This window comes from Leclercia sp. Marseille-Q4284 (genome assembly GCF_916618945.1).
GTDB classification, from domain to species: domain Bacteria; phylum Pseudomonadota; class Gammaproteobacteria; order Enterobacterales; family Enterobacteriaceae; genus Enterobacter; species Enterobacter tamurae.
The window spans coordinates 29,186-52,551 of sequence record NZ_CAKAKG010000003.1; the positions used below are offsets into that span (position 1 = coordinate 29,186).

A 23,366-nucleotide genomic window follows, 5' to 3' on the forward strand; every position below is an offset into this window, starting at 1 on the left:
ATTTCCGCAATCATTATTTTTGATTACCAAGCCATTTATTCATCTGCTCAATTTCACCTTTTTGAGCTTTAATGATGTCCTGCGCGAGCTTTCTCATTTCCGGATCTTTTCCGTATTTTAGCTCGGTCTCAGCCATTGCTATTGCCCCTTCATGGTGTGCTACCATGCCTTTCGCAAAAGCCTTGTCGGGATCGGACTCTTTTACAGCGGCCATCATTTTGTCATGCATACCTTTCATGCCGGACATATATTCCTGTGACGATGCCGATGAGGATATATCTGACATTTTCATTTCTGAATGTTCTGCGGAAATCGCTGGCAGGGATAACATCAGTATAACAAAAAGCGAATTTGTGATTTTCATATAATAAACCCTTTCAGATGGTTACCGGATAAGTTTAGCTGAGTCAGACAAAAAAGCCCCCTGAAGGGGGCAAAAAATAACAACATATCCGTATAAGGGACAATCTATCAAGGAAAGGGTAACCGCACGGAAACTTCAGTTGTCATCAGCCCGCATTGATCATGCGGCGGTGTGCATCAGCCATAGCCTGATGGGGGCCGGACTGACCGTTATTCGTAAATTCATGGGCAACAGCTGCTCTTTCATGTTCATTCATCGCCGCAAACGAAGTCGCCGGACGGGAAGCGTTAACGGTGCCAGTTCCCATCATCTTCTGATGACTTTCCGCCATTTTTTTATGTGCATCTGCTGAACCATTGTTCATGGTTTCATGAACAATAATAGCCTGTTCATGCTGATCCATACCGGCCATCCGTGGAGCTGCCCCCTGGATGGCGGCTGGAGTTGAAGAAGACTGCATCTGATGGGCCGGAGCCTGAGCATTATTGACACGCTCATGGATATTTACAGTTTCAGTGGCCCAGGCCGTAGAAATTAAGCTCAAACCTAACACTGATGCTAAGACGATATTTTTCATGGTAACTCTCCATTTCTGAATTAGTGATGTCCGTGAATTTCGATCTGTGTCCTCAGTAGTACAACTGACAACTCTACAGACCTTATTCCGCCGGGATGAGGCTTTAATACAACTCCTGGCTTGTGCTGATGCCGTGTATGGATGAAGTAATAACGCCTTCCTGATAAGTTGCACTAATTATATCGAATGGCTTCTGTTTGCTGCATGACAGGCTAATGACATCTTTGTCATTTAAATCTTTATTCTCAGTACTGGGTTTCCGGAATCATTTTCTCCAGTCTGGGCACGGATAGGATAAAACGAGTTGAACGTACGTCCGATTCCACCTGCACTCTTCCGTGATGTGCTTCCACGATGGACTTCACAATCGCAAGGCCGATGCCGCTGCCTTCTCCTTTTCGTTGTCTGGACGGATCTACCCGATAAAAACGGTCAAACAGCCTTGATAAATGCTCTTCAGGGATTGGTTTCCCCGGATTTTCAATCACAAGGTCAAAAAAGCTCTCCTGCTCTCTTATTGAGACGGTGATTGCCTGTCCCTCCGGGGTATAACGCAGGGCATTGGATAACAGATTATTGATCGCCCTTCTGAACATTTGTGGATCTCCCTCAACCAGGCAGGGCATCCCGTTAAATTTGAGCGTGATATTGCGTTCTTCGGCCCAGGCTTCGAAAAACTCGAAGACTTTCATGACTTCCGCTCTGAGGTCAAACATGACCCTGTCAGGTATCAGCTGATTATTATCTGCCTGTGCCAGGAACAGCATATCGCTGACCATTTTGGTCATCCGGTTATACTCTTCAAGACTGGAATAGAGGACATCCTCAAGTTCCCTCTGGGTTCGATCCTGACTCAGTGCGATTTCAGTCTGCGTCACCAGATTGGTGATGGGCGTTCTGATCTCATGCGCGATATCGGCAGAGAAATTGGCCTGGCGGGTAAAGACATCCTCAATCTTTCCAATCATATGATTGAACGAGATAACCAGTTGCTCCAGCTCAATGGGAACGCGTGTCGGTTCCAGTCGCGCATCAAGATTCTCGGAGGTGATGTTTTTAATGGCATTGCTGACATTACGAAGGGGCAGGTGCCCCTGACGGACAGCGATTCGAATGATCAGAACAATCAACAGGCTTATCACGACGGCAATCGCAATCAGGTTCTTTTTCAGCGCATCGAGGTAATGGAGATGGAAATTAATGGATAGGCCAGTCAGCATGACATAGTTCTGCTGTTTGCCCTGAAATATCGCCTGACCAGAGGAGGCGATAATCCTGTATGTTTCCATCTTCATTTCGGACCCGGTATCCATCGGTCCCGCAGGATCCTCCACCGTCCAGAGAAAGACATCCCGTGCGCGGCTGTGCTCGCTAAAATCTGCTGAATTCACTGCCGGGCGTAGTGCCGCCCCCTGAGCTGAGCTAAAGAGCACTTCACCCCTGGGATTGAGGAGCAAAAGGGCAACGTTGCGGTAGCTGGCAATTGATTCCTTTATTTTGCTTATTTTTTTATCATCCGGATCCACCGGGGACTGCAGTATACGGTTCAGTGTGGTGCTGATTTGTTGAAGATCGCTGACATCCTGCTCGGCAAAATGATTTTCAACAGAATGCAGCATAAACCAGGTGAAGGCGATAAAAGCCAGTATCGTGGACAGGCTGATAAAAAAGGTCAGCCGCAGAGCGAGTGAGAAAGGGCGTCTGGAAGGTTTGCTATGCATCCGGGACCTCCAGCATGTAGCCCACGCCCCGGACTGTCTGGATCAGCTTTGTCTCGTAATCGTTGTCTATTTTAGCGCGGAGTCGCTTTACTGCGACATCGATCGCATTAGTGTCGCTGTCAAAATTCATGTCCCAGACCTGAGAGGCAATCAGGGAGCGGGGAAGAACCTCTCCCTGATGGCGAATGAAAAATTCCAGCAGGCTGAACTCTTTACTGGTGAGCACAATGCGGTTTCCGGCGCGACTGACTTTTCTGGATACGAGATCAATCGAGAGGTCAGCCACCTTAAACTGGCTTTCCGTGATCATCGTGTTTCCCCGCCTCAGAAGGGTTCTCACCCGGGCGAGCAGTTCGGCAAACGCAAAGGGTTTAACCAGATAATCGTCCGCACCCAGTTCCAGTCCTTTGACCCTATGTTCGATCGTGCCGAGGGCTGTCAGCAGTAAGACCGGCATACCCTTTCCGGCAGTGCGCAGCATGCGGATGATATCCCAGCCGTTCACATCAGGTAGCATGATATCCAGAATGACTAAATCATACTCGGCTGTCATGGCGAGATGATATCCGGTAAGACCATTATCAGCGTGATCCACTACGAACCCTGCCTCTGTAAGCCCTTTGCTGAGATATTCACCTGTTTTAATTTCGTCTTCGACGATCAATATTTTCATCTTGCTCCCCGGCTGGCTGCTAATGTCATTCTATTGCGCCCACGATCGTTATCAACGGATTACAGCAAAAATGACAACATTGTCATTATCCTGTCACTCGGCAAACAGAGAGCGTTAGGTAAAGTACCCCTATCAATACTCTGGACTTCATTTGAACCATTTACCAGGTCTGCCTGGACGAGAAGCGTTATGTTCAAATTAAAATTACTCAGCATTAGCACGATATTCATCCTGGCAGGCTGCGTGTCGCTTGCGCCTGAATATCAGCGGCCCGCAGCACCGGTACCCCAGCAGTTTTCACTGTCCCATAACAGCCTGACGCCAGCGGTAAATGGCTATCAGGATACGGGCTGGCGTAACTTTTTTGTCGATCCCCAGGTTACCCGGTTGATCGGTGAAGCTCTGACTAATAACCGTGATTTGAGAATGGCTGCCCTGAAGGTTGAAGAGGCCCGAGCCCAGTTCAACGTCACGGATGCAGATCGTTATCCCCAGCTGAATGCCTCATCCGGGATAACATACAGCGGTGGTCTGAAAGGTGACAAGCCGACCACACAGGAGTACGACGCGAGACTGGAGCTCAGCTATGAGCTCGATTTTTTCGGCAAACTTAAGAACATGAGTGATGCTGACCGCCAGAACTACTTTGCCAGCGAAGAAGCCCGTCGGGCCGTACACATCCTGCTGGTCTCCAACGTTTCACAGAGCTATTTCAGCCAGCAACTGGCGTACGAACAACTCCGTATTGCGCGGGAAACGCTGAAAAATTATGAACAGTCCTATGCTTTCGTTGAGCAACAGCTCGTGACCGGGAGTACGAACGTTCTGGCACTTGAACAGGCGAGAGGACAAATCGAAAGTACCCGCGCCGAAATAGCCAAACGAGAAGGCGATCTGGCTCAGGCAAACAATGCCCTGCAACTGGTGCTGGGAACGTACCGCGCACTTCCGTCAGAAAAAGGGATGAAAGGCGGGGAGATCGCACCAGTAAAATTGCCACCAAATCTATCTTCACAAATTTTGCTGCAGCGACCGGATATTATGGAAGCGGAATATCAGCTGAAAGCGGCTGATGCCAATATTGGCGCAGCGCGAGCGGCCTTTTTCCCCTCCATTACCCTGACCAGTGGTCTTTCCGCAAGCAGTACGGAGCTGTCCAGCCTGTTTACGTCAGGAAGTGGAATGTGGAATTTTATCCCTAAAATTGAAATTCCTATTTTTAATGCTGGCAGGAATAAAGCCAATCTGAAGCTGGCTGAAATTCGCCAGCAACAATCGGTGGTTAATTACGAACAAAAAATTCAGTCAGCCTTTAAGGATGTTTCCGACACGCTTGCGCTGCGCGACAGCCTTAGCCAGCAACTTGAGTCACAGCAGCGTTATCTTGATTCACTTCAGATAACTCTCCAGCGTGCCAGAGGATTATATGCAAGTGGTGCTGTCAGTTACATCGAAGTGCTGGATGCAGAACGTTCCCTCTTCGCTACGCAGCAAACCATTCTCGATCTTACCTATTCCCGACAGGTTAACGAAATTAATCTGTTTACCGCGCTGGGTGGCGGTTGGGTAGAGTAAATTTATTTAATTAATCAGGAAATTAAAAATGCGTAATTCACTTAAAGCCGTTTTATTTGGTGCCTTCTCTGTCATGTTTTCTGCCGGTCTTCATGCTGAAACACATCAGCATGGCGATATGAATGCTGCCAGTGATGCTTCGGTACAGCAGGTTATCAAGGGCACCGGTGTCGTTAAAGACATTGATATGAATAGTAAAAAGATTACCATTTCGCACGAAGCAATCCCTGCTGTGGGCTGGCCTGCAATGACCATGCGCTTCACTTTTGTTAATGCAGACGACGCTATCAATGCCCTGAAAACCGGCAACCATGTCGATTTCTCGTTTATTCAGCAGGGCAATATCTCCTTACTCAAAAGCATTAACGTTACGCAATCCTGATTATCAGTCCGGAGCGAATACATCCAGTGCGCCTGAACATTCATTAAGGGATTACTGTGAATGAATGATCGGGCGCATATGCCAGGTGTTTTGATTTTTCAGCGAGAAATTGTATGGCTTCTTTAAAGATAAAATATGCTGCAATAATTATCAGCAGCCTCATAGCAGGAGGGCTGATATCGGTTACTGCCTGGCAGTATGTAAACTCATCACAAAAAACAGTACAAACCGAACAAAAGGCACCGGAGCGAAAGGTACTTTTCTGGTATGACCCGATGAAACCGGATACCAAATTTGATAAACCCGGAAAATCTCCCTTTATGGATATGGACCTGGTGCCAAAATATGCTGATGAAAGCGGCGATAAAAGCAGTGGCGGGATCCGTATCGATCCAACGCAGGTTCAGAATCTGGGATTAAAAACGCAAAAAGTCACGCGAGGAATGCTGAATTATTCTCAGACAATCCCGGCTAATGTCAGTTACAACGAGTATCAGTTTGTCATTGTGCAGGCGCGCTCTGACGGTTTCGTCGAAAAAGTGTATCCCCTGACGATTGGCGATCATGTGAAGAAAGGCACTCCGCTTATCGATATCACCATTCCTGAATGGGTTGAGGCACAAAGTGAGTTCCTGCTGTTATCCGGTACAGGCGGTACGTCAACCCAGATAAAAGGGGTTCTGGAGCGACTTCGCCTGGCTGGTATGCCGGAAGAGGATATTCAAAGGCTGCGTTCAACCCGCACAATCCAGACCCGTTTTACCATTAAAGCACCTATTGATGGTGTCATTACTGCGTTTGACCTGCGCACCGGAATGAATATTTCGAAAGATAAAGTAGTGGCTCAGATTCAGGGGATGGACCCGGTCTGGATCAGCGCTGCAGTGCCAGAATCTATCGCATATCTGCTGAAAGATACGTCGCAGTTTGAAATTTCGGTACCGGCTTATCCGGATAAAACATTCCATGTCGAAAAATGGAACATTCTTCCCAGCGTGGATCAGACAACCCGTACGCTTCAGGTCCGTCTCCAGGTTTCTAATAAGGATGAGTTTCTCAAGCCGGGCATGAATGCCTATCTGAAACTGAATACCAGGAGCCAGGAGATGCTGCTGATACCAAGCCAGGCCGTTATCGATACCGGCAAAGAACAGCGCGTGATTACTGTTGATGATGAAGGCAAGTTTGTGCCGAAACAGATCCACGTTCTGCATGAATCACAGCAACAGTCCGGCATTGGCTCCGGCCTGAATGAAGGCGATACCGTGGTGGTCAGTGGCCTGTTCCTCATTGACTCCGAAGCCAATATTACGGGCGCGCTGGAACGTATGCGCCACCCTGAAAAAACAGAAAACAGTATGCCAGCAATGTCTGAGCAGCCTGTAAATATGCATTCAGGGCACTGAGGAGACGACGATGATTGAATGGATTATCCGGCGCTCTGTCGCCAACCGTTTCCTGGTCATGATGGGCGCACTGTTTCTCAGCATCTGGGGCACATGGACGATAATTAACACGCCGGTCGATGCGCTGCCTGACCTGTCAGATGTGCAGGTCATTATTAAAACCAGCTATCCCGGACAGGCCCCGCAGATTGTAGAAAACCAGGTCACCTATCCGCTTACCACCACCATGCTGTCCGTACCTGGCGCAAAAACCGTGCGTGGCTTTTCACAGTTCGGTGATTCGTATGTGTATGTCATTTTTGAAGACGGCACCGATCTGTACTGGGCCCGTTCGCGCGTGCTGGAATACCTGAATCAGGTTCAGGGCAAACTGCCTGCGGGTGTGAGCTCTGAAATCGGCCCGGACGCCACGGGAGTGGGCTGGATATTTGAATATGCCCTTGTCGATCGCAACGGAAAACACGACCTTTCAGAACTGCGCTCTCTGCAGGACTGGTTCCTGAAATTTGAGCTGAAAACCATCCCGAACGTGGCTGAGGTCGCTTCGGTTGGCGGCGTGGTGAAACAGTACCAGATTCAGGTCAATCCGGTAAAACTGTCCCAGTACGGTATCAGCCTGCCCGAAGTGAAACAGGCACTTGAATCGTCTAACCAGGAGGCCGGTGGCTCATCCGTTGAAATGGCCGAAGCGGAGTATATGGTCCGTGCCAGCGGTTATCTTCAGAGCATTGATGATTTTAATAACATCGTCCTGAAAACAGGTGAGAACGGCGTGCCGGTTTATCTGCGGGATGTTGCCCGCGTGCAGACCGGGCCCGAAATGAGGCGTGGTATTGCCGAGCTGAACGGCCAGGGAGAAGTCGCTGGCGGCGTGGTGATCCTGCGGTCGGGTAAAAATGCGCGCGACGTTATCACGGCAGTGAGGGATAAACTGGAGACGCTGAAGGCCAGCCTGCCGGAAGGCGTTGAAATCGTGACCACCTACGATCGCAGCCAGTTAATCGACCGGGCGATTGATAACCTCAGTTCCAAACTTCTGGAAGAGTTTATCGTGGTGGCCATCGTCTGTGCTCTGTTCCTGTGGCACGTACGTTCTGCCCTGGTGGCGATTATCTCTCTGCCGCTTGGCCTGTGTATCGCCTTTATCGTCATGCACTTCCAGGGACTGAACGCCAATATCATGTCGCTGGGAGGGATAGCGATTGCCGTCGGTGCGATGGTGGATGCCGCCATTGTGATGATTGAAAATGCGCACAAACGGCTTGAGGAGTGGGATCATCAGCATCCGGGTGAGCAGATTGACAACGCCACCCGCTGGAAGGTGATTACCGACGCCTCCGTGGAAGTGGGACCCGCGTTGTTCATTAGCCTGCTGATCATCACCCTGTCCTTTATTCCTATCTTTACCCTGGAAGGGCAGGAAGGTCGTCTGTTTGGCCCGCTGGCATTCACGAAAACGTACTCCATGGCGGGAGCGGCCGCACTGGCCATCATCGTCATTCCTATTCTGATGGGATTCTGGATCCGGGGGAAAATTCCTGCCGAGACAAGTAACCCCCTGAACCGGGTGCTGATCAAAGCGTATCATCCTTTGCTGCTGCGGGTCCTCCACTGGCCAAAAACAACCCTGCTGGTTGCGGCCTTGTCCATTTTCACGGTTATCTGGCCACTGAGTCAGGTGGGCGGTGAATTTCTGCCGAAGATTAACGAGGGCGATCTGCTGTATATGCCGTCGACCTTGCCTGGCGTCTCTCCGGCAGAAGCTGCAGCGCTCCTGCAGACAACAGACAAGTTAATCAAAAGCGTTCCTGAAGTGGCTTCTGTATTTGGCAAGACCGGTAAAGCAGAGACCGCAACGGATTCCGCGCCGCTCGAAATGGTGGAAACCACGATCCAGCTCAAACCTGAGGATCAGTGGCGTCCCGGCATGACAATTGACAAGATTATTGATGAACTCGACAGGACAGTCCGTTTACCGGGTCTGGCAAACCTCTGGGTGCCGCCTATCCGTAACCGTATTGATATGCTCTCAACCGGGATCAAAAGCCCGATAGGTATCAAAGTGTCCGGGACTGTTCTGTCCGATATCGACGCGACGGCGCAGAGTATCGAGGCGGTAACCAAAACGGTACCGGGTGTGGTGTCTGTCCTGGCTGAGCGACTGGAAGGTGGACGTTACATTGATGTGGACATTAACCGGGAAAAAGCTTCCCGGTACGGGATGACAGTAGGTGATGTCCAGCTGTTCGTCTCATCAGCCATCGGCGGTGCGACGGTAGGGGAAACGGTGGAAGGCGTGGCCCGGTACCCTATTAACATTCGTTACCCACAGGATTACCGCAACAGTCCGCAGGCGCTGAAACAGATGCCGATCCTGACCCCGATGAAGCAGCAGATCACACTGGGCGATGTTGCCGATATTAAAGTCGTTTCTGGACCAACCATGCTGAAAACCGAAAATGCCCGGCCAGCCAGCTGGATTTATGTTGATGCCCGCGGCAGGGACATGGTGTCGGTGGTTAACGACATTAAGACGGCCATCAGCGAGAAAGTGAAACTGAGACCGGGAACCAGTGTGGCATTCTCCGGACAGTTTGAACTGCTTGAGCATGCCAACAAGAAACTGAAGCTGATGGTGCCGATGACGGTGATGATCATTTTCATCCTGTTGTATCTGGCATTCCGCCGGGTTGACGAAGCCCTGCTGATCCTGATGAGCCTGCCGTTCGCCCTGGTTGGCGGAATATGGTTCCTGTACTGGCAGGGCTTCCATATGTCAGTGGCGACCGGAACCGGGTTTATCGCCCTGGCCGGGGTGGCAGCAGAGTTTGGCGTGGTCATGCTGATGTATCTGCGTCATGCCATTGAAGCGCACCCGGAATTGTCCCGTAAAGAGACGTTCACACCGGAAGGTCTTGATGAAGCCCTCTATCATGGTGCCGTACTGCGTGTCCGGCCGAAAGCCATGACCGTGGCGGTGATCATTGCGGGTCTGCTGCCAATACTCTGGGGAACCGGCGCAGGTTCAGAAGTCATGAGCCGTATTGCTGCGCCAATGATTGGTGGGATGATCACGGCTCCGCTGCTGTCCCTGTTCATTATTCCTGCCGCCTACAAATTAATCTGGCTGCGCAGACATAAAAAAAGCGTGTCATAACCCTGAAAGGGCGCCCCCAGTGGGCGTCCTTCTGCACTGATTCACCCTGACGTCAGGGTTTATATCGATAATATACAGAGGTGAGTATGAAAAAAGTGGTTCTAATGGCCCTGGCTCTCGGCCTGTCACTGCCTGCAATGGCGAGTGAAAAAGTCATTGATATGTACAAATCTGAAAACTGTGGCTGTTGTTCCCTGTGGGGCAAAGCGATGGAAAAAGACGGGTTCGAAGTGCGAACTCACGTCATGAATGATCAGGCGCTGTCAGCCCTGAAAGAAAAGCATGCTGTTCCTGCTGGACTACGAAGTTGTCATACCGCGGTTGTAGGTAATTTGATCATTGAAGGCCATGTGCCTGCGGCAACGATACATAAGGCCATGCAGTCTGGTTCGGGTATATACGGTCTCGCCACCCCCGGTATGCCAGCAGGAAGTCCGGGAATGGAGATGGGGGCCCGAAAAGAGGCTTACGATGTTATCGCATTCTCACCGGAGGGCAGTAAAAAAGTCTTCCAGCGAATCGAATAGTCAGCGGAACGGCTGATAACGGGACGCCGGCAGCAGGCACTCTTATGCCGGCGGCATTCGTGGTAATCGCATCCATGACATATCCTGAAGACAGAAAATGCTTCAGATATGCATAAGGAGAGTTACTGTGAAAAATGACAATGCAGTGGAACATAACAACCAGACTGCTTCTGAGCAGACATCATCCCCGGACGAGAGTCACGCATTGCATAAGGTGAGAGATCCCGTGTGCGGGATGGTCATCCTGCCTGACAAGGCGCACAGCAGCATTCGATACCAGGACCATCAGCTTTATTTCTGCTCCGCCAGCTGTGAGAGCAAATTTAAAGCCCATCCCGATCATTATTTTACCGAAGATGCCAGTGAACATCACCATCACCACGACCACCATGAAGTCAGCCCTGATAAGATAAAACAGTCTCACCGCCAGGCGGAGAAAGAGATTTCTGAAGGTGTGTGGACATGTCCGATGCATCCGGAGATACGCCGTAGTGGTCCCGGAAGCTGTCCTGTCTGTGGAATGGCACTGGAGCCGCTCGTAGCTACGGCATCCACGGGGACGAGTGATGAACTTCGCGACATGACAAGACGCTTCTGGCTGGGGTTGTTGCTGGCGTTTCCGGTTCTGGTACTCGAAATGGGATCTCATCTGTTTCCCGACTTGAGGAATACAGTACCGCCACAGTACAACACATGGCTGCAGCTGCTTCTGGCCTCCCCTGTCGTGTTGTGGTGTGGCTGGCCATTCTTCGCCCGGGCCGTAATGTCGTTACGTAACCGCTCCCTGAATATGTTTACCCTTGTTGCAATGGGGACCGGCGTAGCCTGGGTTTACAGCGTCATTGCAACCGTCTTCCCCTCCTGGTTTCCTGCATCGTTCAGAAACATGGATGGCCTGGTGGCCGTTTATTTTGAAGCCGCAGCAGTTATTACGGTGCTTGTTCTGCTGGGACAGGTTCTTGAGCTGCGGGCACGGGAACAAACCTCAGGCGCCATTACTGCGCTTCTGAACCTTGCCCCCAAAACCGCCAGACGGCTGGATCATGACGGTCATGAAACGGATATTAATGCGGAAGATGTCCTGCCTGGCGATAAGCTCCGCATCAGACCTGGAGAGAGTATTCCGGTCGACGGTATCGTGGTCGAAGGCAAAACAACCGTTGATGAATCGATGGTGACCGGGGAATCTATGCCTGTTACCAAAACGGAGGGTGACCCTGTCATCGGGGGGACCATTAATCAGACAGGTAGTCTTATCATCCGTGCAGAGAAAGTCGGTGATGAAACGATGCTCTCACGAATTGTTCAGATGGTCGCTGATGCACAGCGTTCGCGGGCCCCCATCCAGAGAATGGCTGACAGCGTTTCAGGCTGGTTTGTTCCTCTGGTGATACTTATCGCGGTTGTTGCTTTCATGATCTGGTCTGTCTGGGGGCCCGAGCCCAGGATGGCGCACGGTCTCATTGCGGCTGTGTCGGTCCTGATTATTGCCTGTCCCTGCGCGCTGGGGCTGGCCACGCCGATGTCGATAATGGTGGGGGTGGGCAAAGGCGCCCAGGCCGGGGTGTTAATCAAGAATGCCGAAGCCCTTGAGCGTCTTGAAAAAGTGGACACGCTGGTTGTCGACAAAACAGGCACGCTCACGGAAGGTTCGCCGACGGTGACAGGGATTATCAGTCTCAATCCGGGTGGGGAAACATCTCTTTTGCGTGTAACGGCCGCAGTGGAAAAAGGCTCGCAGCATCCGCTGGGTATGGCAGTAGTTAAAGCAGCACAGGAAAAGGGGATCGCAATACCCGCAGTCACTCATTTCAATGCGCCGTCGGGTAAAGGTGTCTCAGGCGATGTCGAAGGTCAACGGGTTGTTATTGGTAATGAACTGGCTATGCAGGAAAACAGTATCGTTATTGATAATCAAAAGGCCGTTGCGGATACGTTGCGGATGGAAGGCGCTACCGTTATCTATGTGGCCACAGACGGGCACCTTGCAGGCCTGATAGCTATCTCGGATCCCGTGAAAGCAACCACGCCGGATGCGCTTAAAGCTTTGCGTCAGGCGGGGATCCGCATCGTTATGCTCACCGGGGATAACCAGCTTACCGCTGAAGCAGTCGCACGGAAACTGGGAATAGATGAGGTTGAAGCCGGGATTCTGCCGGATGGCAAAAAAGCAGTGATAACCCGACTGAAAGCGTCTGGCCATGTGGTTGCGATGGCCGGAGACGGTGTGAATGATGCCCCGGCGCTGGCAGCGGCTGACGTGGGTATAGCCATGGGAACGGGTACAGATGTGGCAATTGAAAGTGCCGGAGTCACCCTTCTCAAAGGCGACTTGATGATACTGAACAGGGCCCGTCATCTGTCAGAAATCACCATGAAAAATATCCGACAGAATCTGTTTTTTGCATTTATCTACAACGCACTTGGCGTGCCTGTGGCTGCAGGTCTGCTTTATCCTGTGTATGGAATACTGCTGTCGCCAGTTATTGCGGCGGCGGCCATGGCTCTTTCCTCCGTCAGCGTCATTGTGAATGCGTTGCGTCTGAAAAGTGTCAGGCTCGGGAAATAACACTGAGTGAAGGGGCTGTTACGAACAGAAGGAGTCCAGTATGAAAAGTACCACCTATGCGCTTATTGCTGTCGCCGCGATCGCGGCATTTGCCCTCCTGCGCGAACACTGGTCACATGTGGCAGGTTACTGGCCATATCTGTTATTGCTGGTCTGCCCGCTAATGCATCTTTTCCACGGCCACGGAGGGCATGGAGATCATCAACATCAAGGAAGTGAAAACGATAAAAAAAATTAATCCGGCAGACGGGGCCGCGTCGCGGCCCCGTTATCAGTCCAGGTATCGTTCGTAGTCTCTGGCATGCGCAAAGGCATGCTGTTCAAGTTTGTTATCAGCGGGTGCCGCTGCCCGGAACGCCAGTGAGTTAACAGGATTGTTATTGATGACCAGCTCGTAATGCAGATGAGGACCGGATGAACGTCCGCTGTTACCGGATAACGCAATAGCGTCTCCCCGGGTAACCCTGGCCCCTTTAGTAACGAGTATTTTATTGAGGTGGAGATAGCGAGTTTTAACACCGGCTTTTCCCGTTACTTCAACAAAATATCCCATGGTACTGTTGTATTCGGCCCGGGTGATTTTTCCGTCGATGACGCTGACTATTTTCGTGTTCATGGGCATGGAATAATCAATGCCATTATGGGGACTCACTTTTCCCGATACCGGGTTAAGTCTTGCAGGATTGAAAGGCGAACTGAGTCTTGCTGTGGCCGGTAACGGATAATCGAGACTGCCTTTCCCGGAAGTATCGGAAAGGTTATAGAACTTTTTATCTGATATACGATACGCCGTGTAATTAAATGAACCGGACGTAAATTTATAGGCCACGACACGTGATTTTCCCGCTTTCTTTTGCAGTACGAGTTTTAATGATTCATTTTTTTTCAAATGCCGCAGATTAAACCGGGAAGGCAAGGAGCGCTGAAGAGTAGCGATCTCGTTCGATTCCAGCCCCGAGCGGGTGGCTGAAAGGTAGGCATTTTCTTTTACGACATCGGTAATGCTGCCAACTTACTGATTTAGTGTATGATGGTGATTTTAAGGTGCTTGCGTGGCTTCCATTTCCATCAGATGTCCTTCCTGCTCCGCTACTGAAGGCGTGGTGCGTAACGGCAAAAGCACTGCCGGACATCAGCGCTATCTCTGCTCTCATTGCCGTAAAACATGGCAACTACAGTTCACTTACACCGCCTCTCAGCCCGGTACGCACCAGAAAATCATTGATATGGCCATGAATGGCGTCGGATGTCGCGCCAGTGCACGCATTATGGGCGTTGGCCTCAACACGGTTTTACGTCACTTAAAAAACTCAGGCCGCAGTCGGTAACCTGGCGCATACAACCGGGCAGTGATGTGATTGTCTGCGCTGAAATGGACGAACAGTGGGGCTACGTCGGTGCTAAATCACGTCAGCGCTGGCTGTTTTACGCGTATGACAGGATACGGAGGACGGTTGTGGCGCACGTCTTCGGTGAACGCACTCTGGCCACACTGGAGCGTCTTCTGAGCCTGCTGTCGGCCTTTGAGGTCGTGGTATGGATGACGGATGGCTGGCCGCTGTATGAATCACGCCTGAAGGGAAAGCTGCACGTTATCAGCAAGCGTTACACTCAGCGCATTGAGCGACATAACCTGAATCTGAGACAACATCTGGCAAGGCTTGGACGGAAGTCACTGTCGTTCTCAAAATCGGTGGAGCTGCATGACAAGGTCATCGGGCATTATCTGAACATAAAACACTATCAGTAAGTTGGAGTCATTACCTACGACATCGGTAGAATACATTTACTGGAATTCGCCGTTAGCATGAACACTGCGGCGTATGCTAGGGGTTTTCAGGAGGCGTGTCATCTGTCAGTTAATCGGGAGCACCGTTGATGGTCGTCATTTTTGTAACATATCTTGTTTCCCGTTTGCTCCTGAAGCTCTGGGAACTGTATGACCAGCCCGACGGTGATGATTAACGGGACTGAAACAGGTTACGGCAGAGCAATATGGGGCTCATGTCCTGCTACGTAACCCGTCAGTAAAGCCCTGCTGCGCACCTGACGCTAAGCACTAACCCGCCTGCAGTTACCTGGTCGAATACAGCCCGCGAAGCTTTCTTGCCTGCGTCTGATGTGCTTCCGCACCGGCATTATTGACCTGCTCATGCACGAGAGCGGCTTTTTCTCCGGCATTCAGTTCGTTAAAAGAAGAAGACGAGGTCTTTGAATTTGCATCACTGCCGGACAGCATTTTTTTATGTTCCTCAATCATTTTCTGATGCGCATAGGACGCGCTGTTGTTCATAAATGAATGAGCAACAATGGCCCTTTCATGTTCATTCATTTCAGAGAATGAGGGCGTGTTGTTTTTATTAACCCTGTCCGGTAAGTTTTCATGCGTCGAGGAATTCACATGACTGACGGCTGAGGCATTATTAACAAATCGATGTGCTTCATGGGCAATATCACTGGACTGAGCAAAAGCTGCCCCACAAAATAAAGCTGTAAACGCAGTGGTCGTGATTAATATATTCATGTGTAATTACCTTCTGAGGTACATAAAAGATGTCCTTATGATCATATATAAAAATAATCAACCTGTGGGGAAGATGACGTAAATGTAATACAGCTATGTACATTACACGATTGTAATGAATTTGTTTCTTAAGGTGTGCTAGATTCATTTCATTGTAAGTGGATGAACCAGTAATTTAATTTAAATCGGTTCTCGAATTCTGTCAGTAACCATACTTTAAATAAGGGAATGCGCATGCTGTTGAAAACGTCTCGACGAACTTTCCTGAAGGGGTTAACCCTCTCTGGCGTAGCCGGAAGTCTTGGCGTATGGAGTTTCAATGCGCGTTCCAGTCTGAGCCTGCCAGTTGCCGCATCCCTGCAGGGTACTCAGTTTGACCTGACCATTGGTGAAACGGCCGTCAATATCACGGGCAGTGAGCGTCAGGCCAAAACAATCAATGGAGGCCTGCCGGGGCCCGTTCTTCGCTGGAAAGAAGGTGACACCATTACCCTGAAGGTCAAAAACCGTCTTAATGAACAGACGTCCATTCACTGGCACGGCATTATTCTTCCGGCCAATATGGATGGTGTTCCGGGGCTGAGTTTTATGGGCATAGAGCCTGATGATACCTACGTTTACACCTTTAAGGTTAAGCAGAACGGGACTTACTGGTACCACAGCCATTCCGGTCTGCAGGAACAGGAGGGGGTATACGGTGCCATTATCATCGATGCCAGGGAGCCAGAACCGTTTGCTTACGATCGTGAGCATGTGGTCATGTTGTCTGACTGGACCGATGAAAATCCTCACAGCCTGCTGAAAAAATTAAAAAAACAGTCGGATTACTACAATTTCAATAAACCAACCGTTGGCTCTTTTTTCCGCGACGTGAATACCAGGGGGCTGTCAGCCACCATTGCCGATCGGAAAATGTGGGCTGAAATGAAAATGAATCCGACTGACCTCGCGGATGTCAGTGGCTACACCTACACCTATCTCATGAACGGGCAGGCCCCGCTGAAAAACTGGACCGGACTGTTCCGTCCCGGTGAAAAGATACGCTTACGGTTTATCAACGGCTCGGCAATGACCTATTTCGATATCCGTATCCCCGGGCTGAAAATGACGGTCGTGGCTGCAGATGGCCAGTATGTAAACCCGGTTACCGTTGACGAATTCAGGATTGCCGTTGCCGAAACCTATGATGTCATTGTGGAGCCTCAGGGTGAGGCCTATACCATCTTCGCACAATCCATGGACAGGACCGGTTACGCTCGAGGGACACTGGCCACGAGAGAGGGGTTAAGTGCTGCCGTTCCCCCCCTCGATCCCCGTCCTCTGTTGACCATGGAAGATATGGGTATGGGGGGAATGGGACATGATATGGCAGGAATGGACCACAGCCAGATGGGAGGCATGGATAACAGCGGAGAGATGATGTCTATGGACGGTGCTGACCTTCCGGATAGCGGGACATCCTCCGCGCCCATGGATCACAGCAGCATGGCCGGTATGGATCATTCCCGGATGGCCGGAATGCCGGGTATGCAAAGTCATCCTGCGTCAGAAACGGATAACCCACTGGTTGATATGCAGGCGATGAGCGTCTCTCCGAAATTAAATGATCCGGGTATTGGTCTTCGAAATAACGGAAGAAAGGTTCTCACGTACGCGGATTTGAAAAGCCGCTTTGAGGATCCTGACGGACGTGAACCTGGCCGTACCATAGAACTGCATTTAACCGGCCACATGGAAAAGTTTGCCTGGTCATTTAACGGAATCAAGTTTTCAGATGCCGCACCGGTGCTGCTGAAATACGGTGAGCGGCTCAGGATCACGCTGATCAACGATACCATGATGACTCACCCCATTCACCTGCATGGTATGTGGAGCGATCTGGAAGATGAAAACGGTAATTTCATGGTTCGTAAACACACAATAGATGTTCCCCCTGGTACAAAACGCAGTTACAGAGTGACAGCAGATGCGCTTGGCCGCTGGGCGTATCACTGCCATTTGCTCTATCACATGGAAATGGGAATGTTTCGTGAAGTCCGGGTGGAGGAATGATGCGAATGAAGAGAAATTTGAAGGCCATACCTGTTCTGGTCGCCGGTTTGTTTACCTCACAGCTTTCTATTGCGGCGGGCTCCGTCTCTGCAGATCCCCACGCCGGGCACGACATGTCTGCCATGCAGATGCCAGCAGATGAGAATTTCACTGAGATGACGTCAATGGAGCCCATTGTAACTGAGAGCAGAACGCCAATTCCGCCTGTTACCGATGCCGACCGGAAGGCTGCATTCGGCAATTTACAGGGGCATGCGATTCACGACAGTGCGATTAATTATCTGGTTCTGCTGGATCAACTGGAATGGCAACGGTCGGATAACACCAACAATTTCAGCTGGAGTGTTAACAGCTGGATTGGAGGCGACACAGATCGGATTTGGCTAAAGAGTGAAGGTGAACGAAGCAATGGGGAAACGGAGGCGGCTGAAGCGCAGTTACTCTGGGGACATGCGGTTGGCCCATGGTGGGATTTGGTTGCGGGTGTCAGGCAGGATTTCAGACCTGCTTCTGCCCGGACCTGGGCTGCTGTCGGTTTTCAGGGGCTGGCACTCTATAATTTTGAGTCTGAAATTACGGGTTTTGTCAGTAATGGCGGAAAAGCAGCCCTTCGTCTGGGAGGAGAATACGACGTTTTACTGACTAACCGGCTCATACTCCAGCCATCCTATGAGGTGAATTTCTACAGTCAGGATGATGAATCGCGGGGTCGCGGCAGGGGACTGACTGACACAGAGCTGGGGCTCCGGCTGCGCTATGAAATACGCCGTGAGTTTGCACCCTATATAGGCGTTTCCTGGAATCAACTTTACGGGAAAACATCCGATATGGCGAAAAGAGAAGGTGAGAAAGACCATCAGGTAGTATTCCTGGCGGGAGCCAGAATCTGGTTTTAACGCACTGATATAAAACACTCAACTAAACAGGTAAATAAAATGTCGATTTTAAATAAAGCCATTCTTACAGGTGGCCTCGTTATGGGCGTTGCTTTCTCTGCTATGGCCCATCCGGAATTAAAAAGCTCTGTGCCACAGGCTGATTCAGCCGTAGCGGCCCCGGAAAAGATTCAGCTTAATTTCTCGGAAAATCTGACCGTGAAATTCTCAGGTGCAAAATTAACGATGACGGGTATGAAAGGCATGTCATCACATTCTCCGATGCCGGTCGCGGCAAAAGTGGCGCCAGGCGCTGACCCTAAATCGATGGTCATTATTCCGCGAGAGCCTTTACCCGCTGGCACTTATCGTGTTGACTGGCGCGCGGTTTCTTCAGATACGCACCCTATTACCGGTAATTACACCTTTACAGTGAAGTAATATTATGAACGACCTGATTATGATTGTTATTCGTTTTCTTCTTTATCTGGATTTGATGGTAATATTTGGATTGCCATTTTTTCAGATATATGGAATAAGCGGTGTCAGACATGAAACCTATAACCTGACTAATTTCAGGTCGTTTATAACCTTTGCTGTTGTTACAGGCATCATTCTTACTGGCATTAATATGCTCCTGGTATCTAATGCCATGAGTGGAGTAACTGACCTCAGAGAATTATCCATCCATGTTATCGAGATGGTGATAGAAGAAACTGATGTGGGTATTAGCTGGATTGTCAGGCTCTGTGCCCTGTTTACCACACTCGGTGCTTTGTTCCTTTACACTAATAAGAGAGTATTGTCCTGCCTGCTGATGACGATGAGTGGGGGCGTGGCGCTGGCTACACTTGCCTGGGGAGGACACGCCGTTATGCATGACGGTCTGCATTACTATCTCCATTTACTGAGCGATCTGACCCATCTCGGCGCTGCAGGTGCCTGGACAGGTGCTCTGGTTGCATTTGCTATCCTGCTGATGCGCAGAAACGAGCATAATGCACAGAGCGTCATTGTGATATCTGACTCCCTGGCAAAATTTGCCACGGCAGGAACGGTGATTGTTGTAGCCCTGATCCTGAGTGCGCTGGTCAACTATCTGTATATTGCTGAGGGTAACTTAACTCCCTTATTCAACAGTTCCTGGGGGAGGATATTGCTTGCCAAGACGGCTCTGTTTGTTCTGATGCTTCTTCTGGCTGCAGCAAACCGGTTTCACCTGGGTCCCCGGCTTGAAGTTATGGTCAGGGAAGGGAATTATGATCGCAGCGTTGCCCTGATGCGAAACAGCATCCTGACAGAATTCGTTGTTGCGATTATCATTCTGGGCGCCGTAGCGTGGCTCGGAATGCTTGCTCCGTCTCAGGTCAGCTAGGGGACAGCCAAAGCTCATGCGTGAGATTTTTACTTTCATATCAGCGAGTTGACCATGCAGCGTATTTTAATCGTTGAAGACGAACAAAAAACAGGTCGTTACCTGCAGCAGGGACTGGTTGAGGAAGGCTATCAGGCCGATCTCTTTAATAATGGCCGCGATGGTCTCGGGGCCGCGTCGAAGGGACAGTATGATTTGATAATACTGGACGTGATGCTGCCTTTCCTCGACGGGTGGCAAATCATCAGCGCACTGAGGGAGTCCGGGCACGAAGAACCGGTCCTGTTTTTAACCGCAAAGGACAACGTGCGGGACAAAGTGAAAGGACTGGAGCTTGGCGCAGATGACTACCTGATTAAGCCCTTTGATTTTACGGAGCTGGTTGCACGTGTAAGAACCCTGCTGCGCCGGGCACGCTCGCAGGCCGCAACAGTCTGCACCATCGCCGATATGACCGTTGATATGGTGCGCCGGACCGTGATCCGTTCGGGGAAGAAGATCCATCTCACCGGTAAAGAATACGTTCTGCTTGAGTTGCTGCTGCAACGCACCGGAGAAGTGTTACCCAGGAGTCTTATCTCGTCCCTGGTCTGGAACATGAATTTTGACAGTGATACGAATGTGATTGATGTCGCCGTGAGACGTCTGAGAAGTAAAATTGATGATGACTTTGAGCCAAAACTGATCCATACCGTTCGCGGTGCCGGATATGTCCTGGAGATCAGAGAAGAGTGAGGTTCAAAATTTCCCTGACCACACGCCTGAGCCTGATTTTTTCTGCGGTGATGCTTACGGTATGGTGGTTATCAAGTTTTATCCTGATTAGCACCCTTAATGGCTATTTCGATAATCAGGACCGCGATTTTCTGACAGGTAAACTTCAGCTCACCGAAGAGTTTCTTAAAACAGAGACGTTCCGGAACAAAACGGATATTAAGTCATTATCAGAAAAAATAAACGATGCGATGGTAGGGCACAATGGTTTATTCATTTCTATAAAAAACATGGAAAATGAAAAAATTGTTGAACTCTATGCCAAAAATTCTGTTGTTCCAGCGGTCCTGCTTAATAAGTCGGGTGATATTCTCGACTATATGATCCAGACGGAAGAAAATAACACCGTGTACCGCAGTATCTCGCGGCGGGTTGCCATGACGCCGGAACAGGGTAAAAGCAAACATGTCATCATTACGGTTGCCACGGATACTGGGTATCACACCCTGTTTATGGACAAACTCAGTACCTGGCTGTTCTGGTTCAATATCGGTCTGGTCTTTATTTCTGTTTTTCTGGGCTGGCTGACCACACGTATTGGTCTGAAACCGTTACGGGAAATGACCAGTCTGGCTTCCTCCATGACTGTACACAGCCTGGATCAGCGTCTAAATCCCGATCTGGCTCCGCCGGAAATCTCTGAGACCATGCAGGAGTTCAATAATATGTTTGATCGCCTGGAGGGGGCATTCCGGAAACTGTCAGATTTCTCGTCTGACATCGCGCATGAGCTGCGCACACCAGTCAGTAATCTGATGATGCAGACGCAGTTTGCACTGGCTAAGGAAAGGGATGTTTCGCATTACCGCGAAATTTTATTCGCTAACCTGGAAGAACTGAAAAGGTTGTCACGAATGACCAGTGACATGCTTTTTCTGGCACGTTCAGAGCATGGTCTGCTGCGGCTGGATAAACATGATGTGGATCTGGCAGCCGAACTGAATGAATTACGTGAGTTGTTCGAGCCCCTGGCAGACGAAACAGGAAAGACAATCACGGTTGAAGGAGAGGGCGTTGTTGCCGGAGACAGCGATATGCTCCGACGTGCTTTCAGTAACCTGCTTTCCAATGCAATCAAGTATTCTCCCGATAACACCTGTACAGCGATACACCTTGAGCGTGACAGTGACTGTGTGAACGTGATGATTACGAATACGATGTCCGGCCAGGTTCCCGCTAATCTGGAACGTTTGTTTGACCGGTTCTATCGCGCAGACTCATCAAGGTTCTACAACACGGAAGGCGCGGGGCTGGGATTATCAATTACAAGGTCGATCATTCATGCTCACGGCGGCGAGCTGTCAGCAGAACAGCAGGGGCGGGAAATTGTGTTCAGTGTGCGTCTGTTAATGGATTAATACCGTTATTCAGGAGAAACCCGGAAGGTGACAAAAATGTCATCGTTCAGTCACGCGATAAACAGAGGCGGTTTTTTATAATCAGCCATAAATCAGGACAGCGTGATAATTCAATCGCCCGGTTCCTGGCGTGATGATCAACCAGCCCTGAGATCAAATGCTTTCTCTGTTATAAGCATTGATTGTTCGGGTATGAAAACACCGGAGACCCAACCATGAAAAAGATCCTTGTATCCTTTATTGCCATGATGGCTGTCGCTTCATCTGCCTGGGCTGCAGAGACAATGAACATGCATGACCAGGTAAATAATGCCCAGGCGCCTGCCCATCAGATGCAATCATCCGCTGAAAAAAGTGCAGTTCAGGGGGAGAGCATGAAAATGATGGATATGAGCGGTCACGATCAGGCCGCAATGTCCCATGAAATGATGCAAAACGGCAATTCTGCTGCCCATCAGGACATGGCTGAAATGCATAAAAAAATGATGAAATCCAAGCCAGCAGCTTCTAACGAAACAGCAAAATCATTTTCCGAAATGAACGAGCATGAGAAAGCCGCTGTTGTGCATGAGAAGGCGAATAATGGTCAATCTTCCGTTATTCATCAGCAGCAGGCTGAAAAGCATCGCAGCCAGATCACCCAGAATTAACCCGCAGCTCCACTTGTTAGACCCTCATTTGACGCCGAAGTCACTGGCTTACGCTCCCGTCCGGGAGCGTTTTTTTAAACCAAATGAAAGATTATGTCTGTGTATGATTAATCGTAGTCTGCGGCCTGTTATGAACTAAATGAACGACGGACTAAATTTAACATAAGATGGATTACACGAACTAAGTAATTGATTTTTATGTATTTAAAGTTTCTTGCCCGATTATATCCAGGGTTCATGCCGTGCCGTATCCTGAGACTGGCTGAGAATACGTATGACCGTAACCACCGAATGCGATGGCACAAAATAGATCATGTGCTGTTCCACCGGCAACGAGCAGATATTGTCTCCCAGCTCAGCGCGATGCGTGCCGATGTCATGCATGGCCAGCACGTTAAAAACCGCTGCTATACGGCTGATATACGCATCCGCCTGAACAATCCCGAACTGTCGGAAGCTGTAGCCCCAGATTGCTTCCAGATCTTCTTCTGCTTTGGGTGTCAGCTCAATCTCTTTCATTTGCCACCCTGGCCCTGACATTATTCAGGAATGCATCCTTGTTCCATGGTTTCGCCTCGCCGCTGCTGATGCCTTCGGCCAGCAGATCGCGCAGTTCCTGAAGGCGGGATTCAGCCTGCTTCTCTCGCAGAAGACGCAGCGCATCTCGCATGACCTCGCTCTGGGTACGGTAATCACCAGCCTTAACCAGGGAATCGATAAATTCGCGCAGCTCATCACCCACGTCCACCGTCATCGTACGGGCCATAACCCCTCCGTTTCATTATGTAAGATTTGTTCTTACATCAG

At 50.1% G+C, this 23,366-nt stretch carries 23 protein-coding genes; 15 read left to right on the forward strand and 8 right to left on the reverse strand.

What is annotated here, in order from left to right:
• Window positions 1–13 precede the first annotated feature (13 nt).
• The 4 genes from LG383_RS22305 to silR all read right to left on the reverse strand — a co-directional run bounded on the left by LG383_RS22305 (window position 14) and on the right by silR (window position 3,335).
• A complete protein-coding gene (locus LG383_RS22305; protein ID WP_007871800.1) occupies window positions 14–364 on the reverse strand; it encodes a DUF305 domain-containing protein in 351 nt (116 codons plus the stop codon).
• A 145-nt stretch (window positions 365–509) separates the two neighbouring features.
• Window positions 510–941 (reverse strand): silver-binding protein SilE, encoded by a 432-nt coding sequence (silE, locus tag LG383_RS22310; protein ID WP_007374411.1) that lies wholly within the window; start codon window positions 939–941, stop codon window positions 510–512.
• A 245-nt stretch (window positions 942–1,186) separates the two neighbouring features.
• A complete protein-coding gene (gene silS / locus LG383_RS22315; RefSeq protein WP_007374412.1) occupies window positions 1,187–2,662 on the reverse strand; it encodes a copper/silver sensor histidine kinase SilS in 1,476 nt (491 codons plus the stop codon).
• Window positions 2,655–3,335: a copper/silver response regulator transcription factor SilR gene (silR, locus tag LG383_RS22320; protein ID WP_000697968.1), complete on the reverse strand. Its 681-nt coding sequence runs from the start codon at window positions 3,333–3,335 to the stop codon at window positions 2,655–2,657. Before silR ends, silS begins: the two co-directional genes overlap by 8 nt.
• 189 nt (window positions 3,336–3,524) lie before the next feature.
• Between silR and silC the strand changes: the two genes are divergently transcribed.
• The 7 genes from silC (at window position 3,525) to LG383_RS22355 (ending at window position 13,189) form a co-directional block, all read left to right on the forward strand.
• Window positions 3,525–4,910: a Cu(+)/Ag(+) efflux RND transporter outer membrane channel SilC gene (gene silC, locus LG383_RS22325; RefSeq protein WP_000475503.1), complete on the forward strand. Its 1,386-nt coding sequence runs from the start codon at window positions 3,525–3,527 to the stop codon at window positions 4,908–4,910.
• A gap of 28 nt (window positions 4,911–4,938) precedes the next feature.
• Window positions 4,939–5,292, forward strand: coding sequence for a cation efflux system protein CusF (cusF, locus tag LG383_RS22330; protein ID WP_001246153.1), 354 nt, complete (start codon window positions 4,939–4,941; stop codon window positions 5,290–5,292).
• Window positions 5,293–5,405: 113 nt separating this feature from the next.
• The gene (gene silB / locus LG383_RS22335) at window positions 5,406–6,698 is read left to right on the forward strand and encodes a Cu(+)/Ag(+) efflux RND transporter periplasmic adaptor subunit SilB (RefSeq protein WP_042946269.1); all 1,293 of its coding nucleotides are present in this window, start codon (window positions 5,406–5,408) and stop codon (window positions 6,696–6,698) included.
• A 10-nt stretch (window positions 6,699–6,708) separates the two neighbouring features.
• Window positions 6,709–9,855, forward strand: coding sequence for a Cu(+)/Ag(+) efflux RND transporter permease subunit SilA (silA, locus tag LG383_RS22340; protein ID WP_103793516.1), 3,147 nt, complete (start codon window positions 6,709–6,711; stop codon window positions 9,853–9,855).
• An 86-nt stretch (window positions 9,856–9,941) separates the two neighbouring features.
• Window positions 9,942–10,382, forward strand: coding sequence for a DUF411 domain-containing protein (locus tag LG383_RS22345; protein ID WP_002436620.1), 441 nt, complete (start codon window positions 9,942–9,944; stop codon window positions 10,380–10,382).
• Between the two features lie 97 nt (window positions 10,383–10,479).
• Window positions 10,480–12,951 (forward strand): Ag(+)-translocating P-type ATPase SilP, encoded by a 2,472-nt coding sequence (gene silP, locus LG383_RS22350; protein WP_139565663.1) that lies wholly within the window; start codon window positions 10,480–10,482, stop codon window positions 12,949–12,951.
• A gap of 40 nt (window positions 12,952–12,991) precedes the next feature.
• Entirely contained in the window at window positions 12,992–13,189 is a 198-nt protein-coding gene (locus LG383_RS22355) for a DUF2933 domain-containing protein (protein WP_000843497.1), read from the forward strand.
• A gap of 33 nt (window positions 13,190–13,222) precedes the next feature.
• Here the strand turns inward: LG383_RS22355 and LG383_RS22360 are convergent, their stop codons facing one another.
• Complete coding sequence (locus LG383_RS22360; protein ID WP_077228014.1) at window positions 13,223–13,954, reverse strand: peptidoglycan DD-metalloendopeptidase family protein; 732 nt, start codon at window positions 13,952–13,954, stop codon at window positions 13,223–13,225.
• A 49-nt stretch (window positions 13,955–14,003) separates the two neighbouring features.
• On the opposite strand from LG383_RS22360, the gene LG383_RS22365 reads away from it, so the two are divergent.
• Window positions 14,004–14,701, forward strand: a protein-coding gene (locus LG383_RS22365; RefSeq protein ID WP_223289738.1) for an IS1 family transposase whose coding sequence is annotated in 2 segments (ribosomal slippage) — window positions 14,004–14,253 and window positions 14,253–14,701 — 699 coding nt in all. Because the reading frame shifts where the segments join, the coding sequence is not laid out codon by codon here.
• Between the two features lie 324 nt (window positions 14,702–15,025).
• Here LG383_RS22365 and LG383_RS22370 read toward each other — a convergent pair.
• Window positions 15,026–15,475, reverse strand: a complete 450-nt coding sequence (locus LG383_RS22370) for a copper resistance protein (protein ID WP_001023257.1) — start codon at window positions 15,473–15,475, stop codon at window positions 15,026–15,028.
• A gap of 234 nt (window positions 15,476–15,709) precedes the next feature.
• Here LG383_RS22370 and pcoA point away from each other — a divergent pair, with 234 nt between their 5' ends.
• The 7 genes from pcoA (at window position 15,710) to pcoE (ending at window position 22,559) form a co-directional block, all read left to right on the forward strand.
• Complete coding sequence (gene pcoA, locus LG383_RS22375; RefSeq protein ID WP_000925242.1) at window positions 15,710–17,527, forward strand: multicopper oxidase PcoA; 1,818 nt, start codon at window positions 15,710–15,712, stop codon at window positions 17,525–17,527.
• 5 nt (window positions 17,528–17,532) lie between these two features.
• Window positions 17,533–18,423: a copper resistance outer membrane transporter PcoB gene (pcoB, locus tag LG383_RS22380; protein ID WP_001378118.1), complete on the forward strand. Its 891-nt coding sequence runs from the start codon at window positions 17,533–17,535 to the stop codon at window positions 18,421–18,423.
• Between the two features lie 39 nt (window positions 18,424–18,462).
• Window positions 18,463–18,843: a copper resistance system metallochaperone PcoC gene (gene pcoC, locus LG383_RS22385; RefSeq protein WP_000025662.1), complete on the forward strand. Its 381-nt coding sequence runs from the start codon at window positions 18,463–18,465 to the stop codon at window positions 18,841–18,843.
• A 55-nt stretch (window positions 18,844–18,898) separates the two neighbouring features.
• Window positions 18,899–19,777, forward strand: coding sequence for a copper resistance inner membrane protein PcoD (pcoD, locus tag LG383_RS22390; RefSeq protein WP_229692861.1), 879 nt, complete (start codon window positions 18,899–18,901; stop codon window positions 19,775–19,777).
• Between the two features lie 54 nt (window positions 19,778–19,831).
• Entirely contained in the window at window positions 19,832–20,512 is a 681-nt protein-coding gene (gene pcoR / locus LG383_RS22395) for a copper response regulator transcription factor PcoR (RefSeq protein ID WP_001188930.1), read from the forward strand.
• Window positions 20,509–21,909: a copper resistance membrane spanning protein PcoS gene (gene pcoS / locus LG383_RS22400; protein ID WP_032638101.1), complete on the forward strand. Its 1,401-nt coding sequence runs from the start codon at window positions 20,509–20,511 to the stop codon at window positions 21,907–21,909. Before pcoR ends, pcoS begins: the two co-directional genes overlap by 4 nt.
• 215 nt (window positions 21,910–22,124) lie before the next feature.
• On the forward strand, window positions 22,125–22,559 hold the full coding sequence (pcoE, locus tag LG383_RS22405) for a copper resistance system metallochaperone PcoE (protein ID WP_004388336.1): 435 nt from the start codon (window positions 22,125–22,127) through the stop codon (window positions 22,557–22,559).
• A gap of 222 nt (window positions 22,560–22,781) precedes the next feature.
• Here the strand turns inward: pcoE and LG383_RS22410 are convergent, their stop codons facing one another.
• Together LG383_RS22410 and LG383_RS22415 are read right to left on the reverse strand one after the other, a co-directional pair.
• Window positions 22,782–23,078: a type II toxin-antitoxin system RelE/ParE family toxin gene (locus tag LG383_RS22410; RefSeq protein ID WP_015572038.1), complete on the reverse strand. Its 297-nt coding sequence runs from the start codon at window positions 23,076–23,078 to the stop codon at window positions 22,782–22,784.
• Complete coding sequence (locus LG383_RS22415; protein WP_015572037.1) at window positions 23,065–23,325, reverse strand: type II toxin-antitoxin system ParD family antitoxin; 261 nt, start codon at window positions 23,323–23,325, stop codon at window positions 23,065–23,067. The genes LG383_RS22410 and LG383_RS22415 overlap by 14 nt, the downstream gene beginning before the upstream one ends.
• Window positions 23,326–23,366 lie beyond the last annotated feature (41 nt).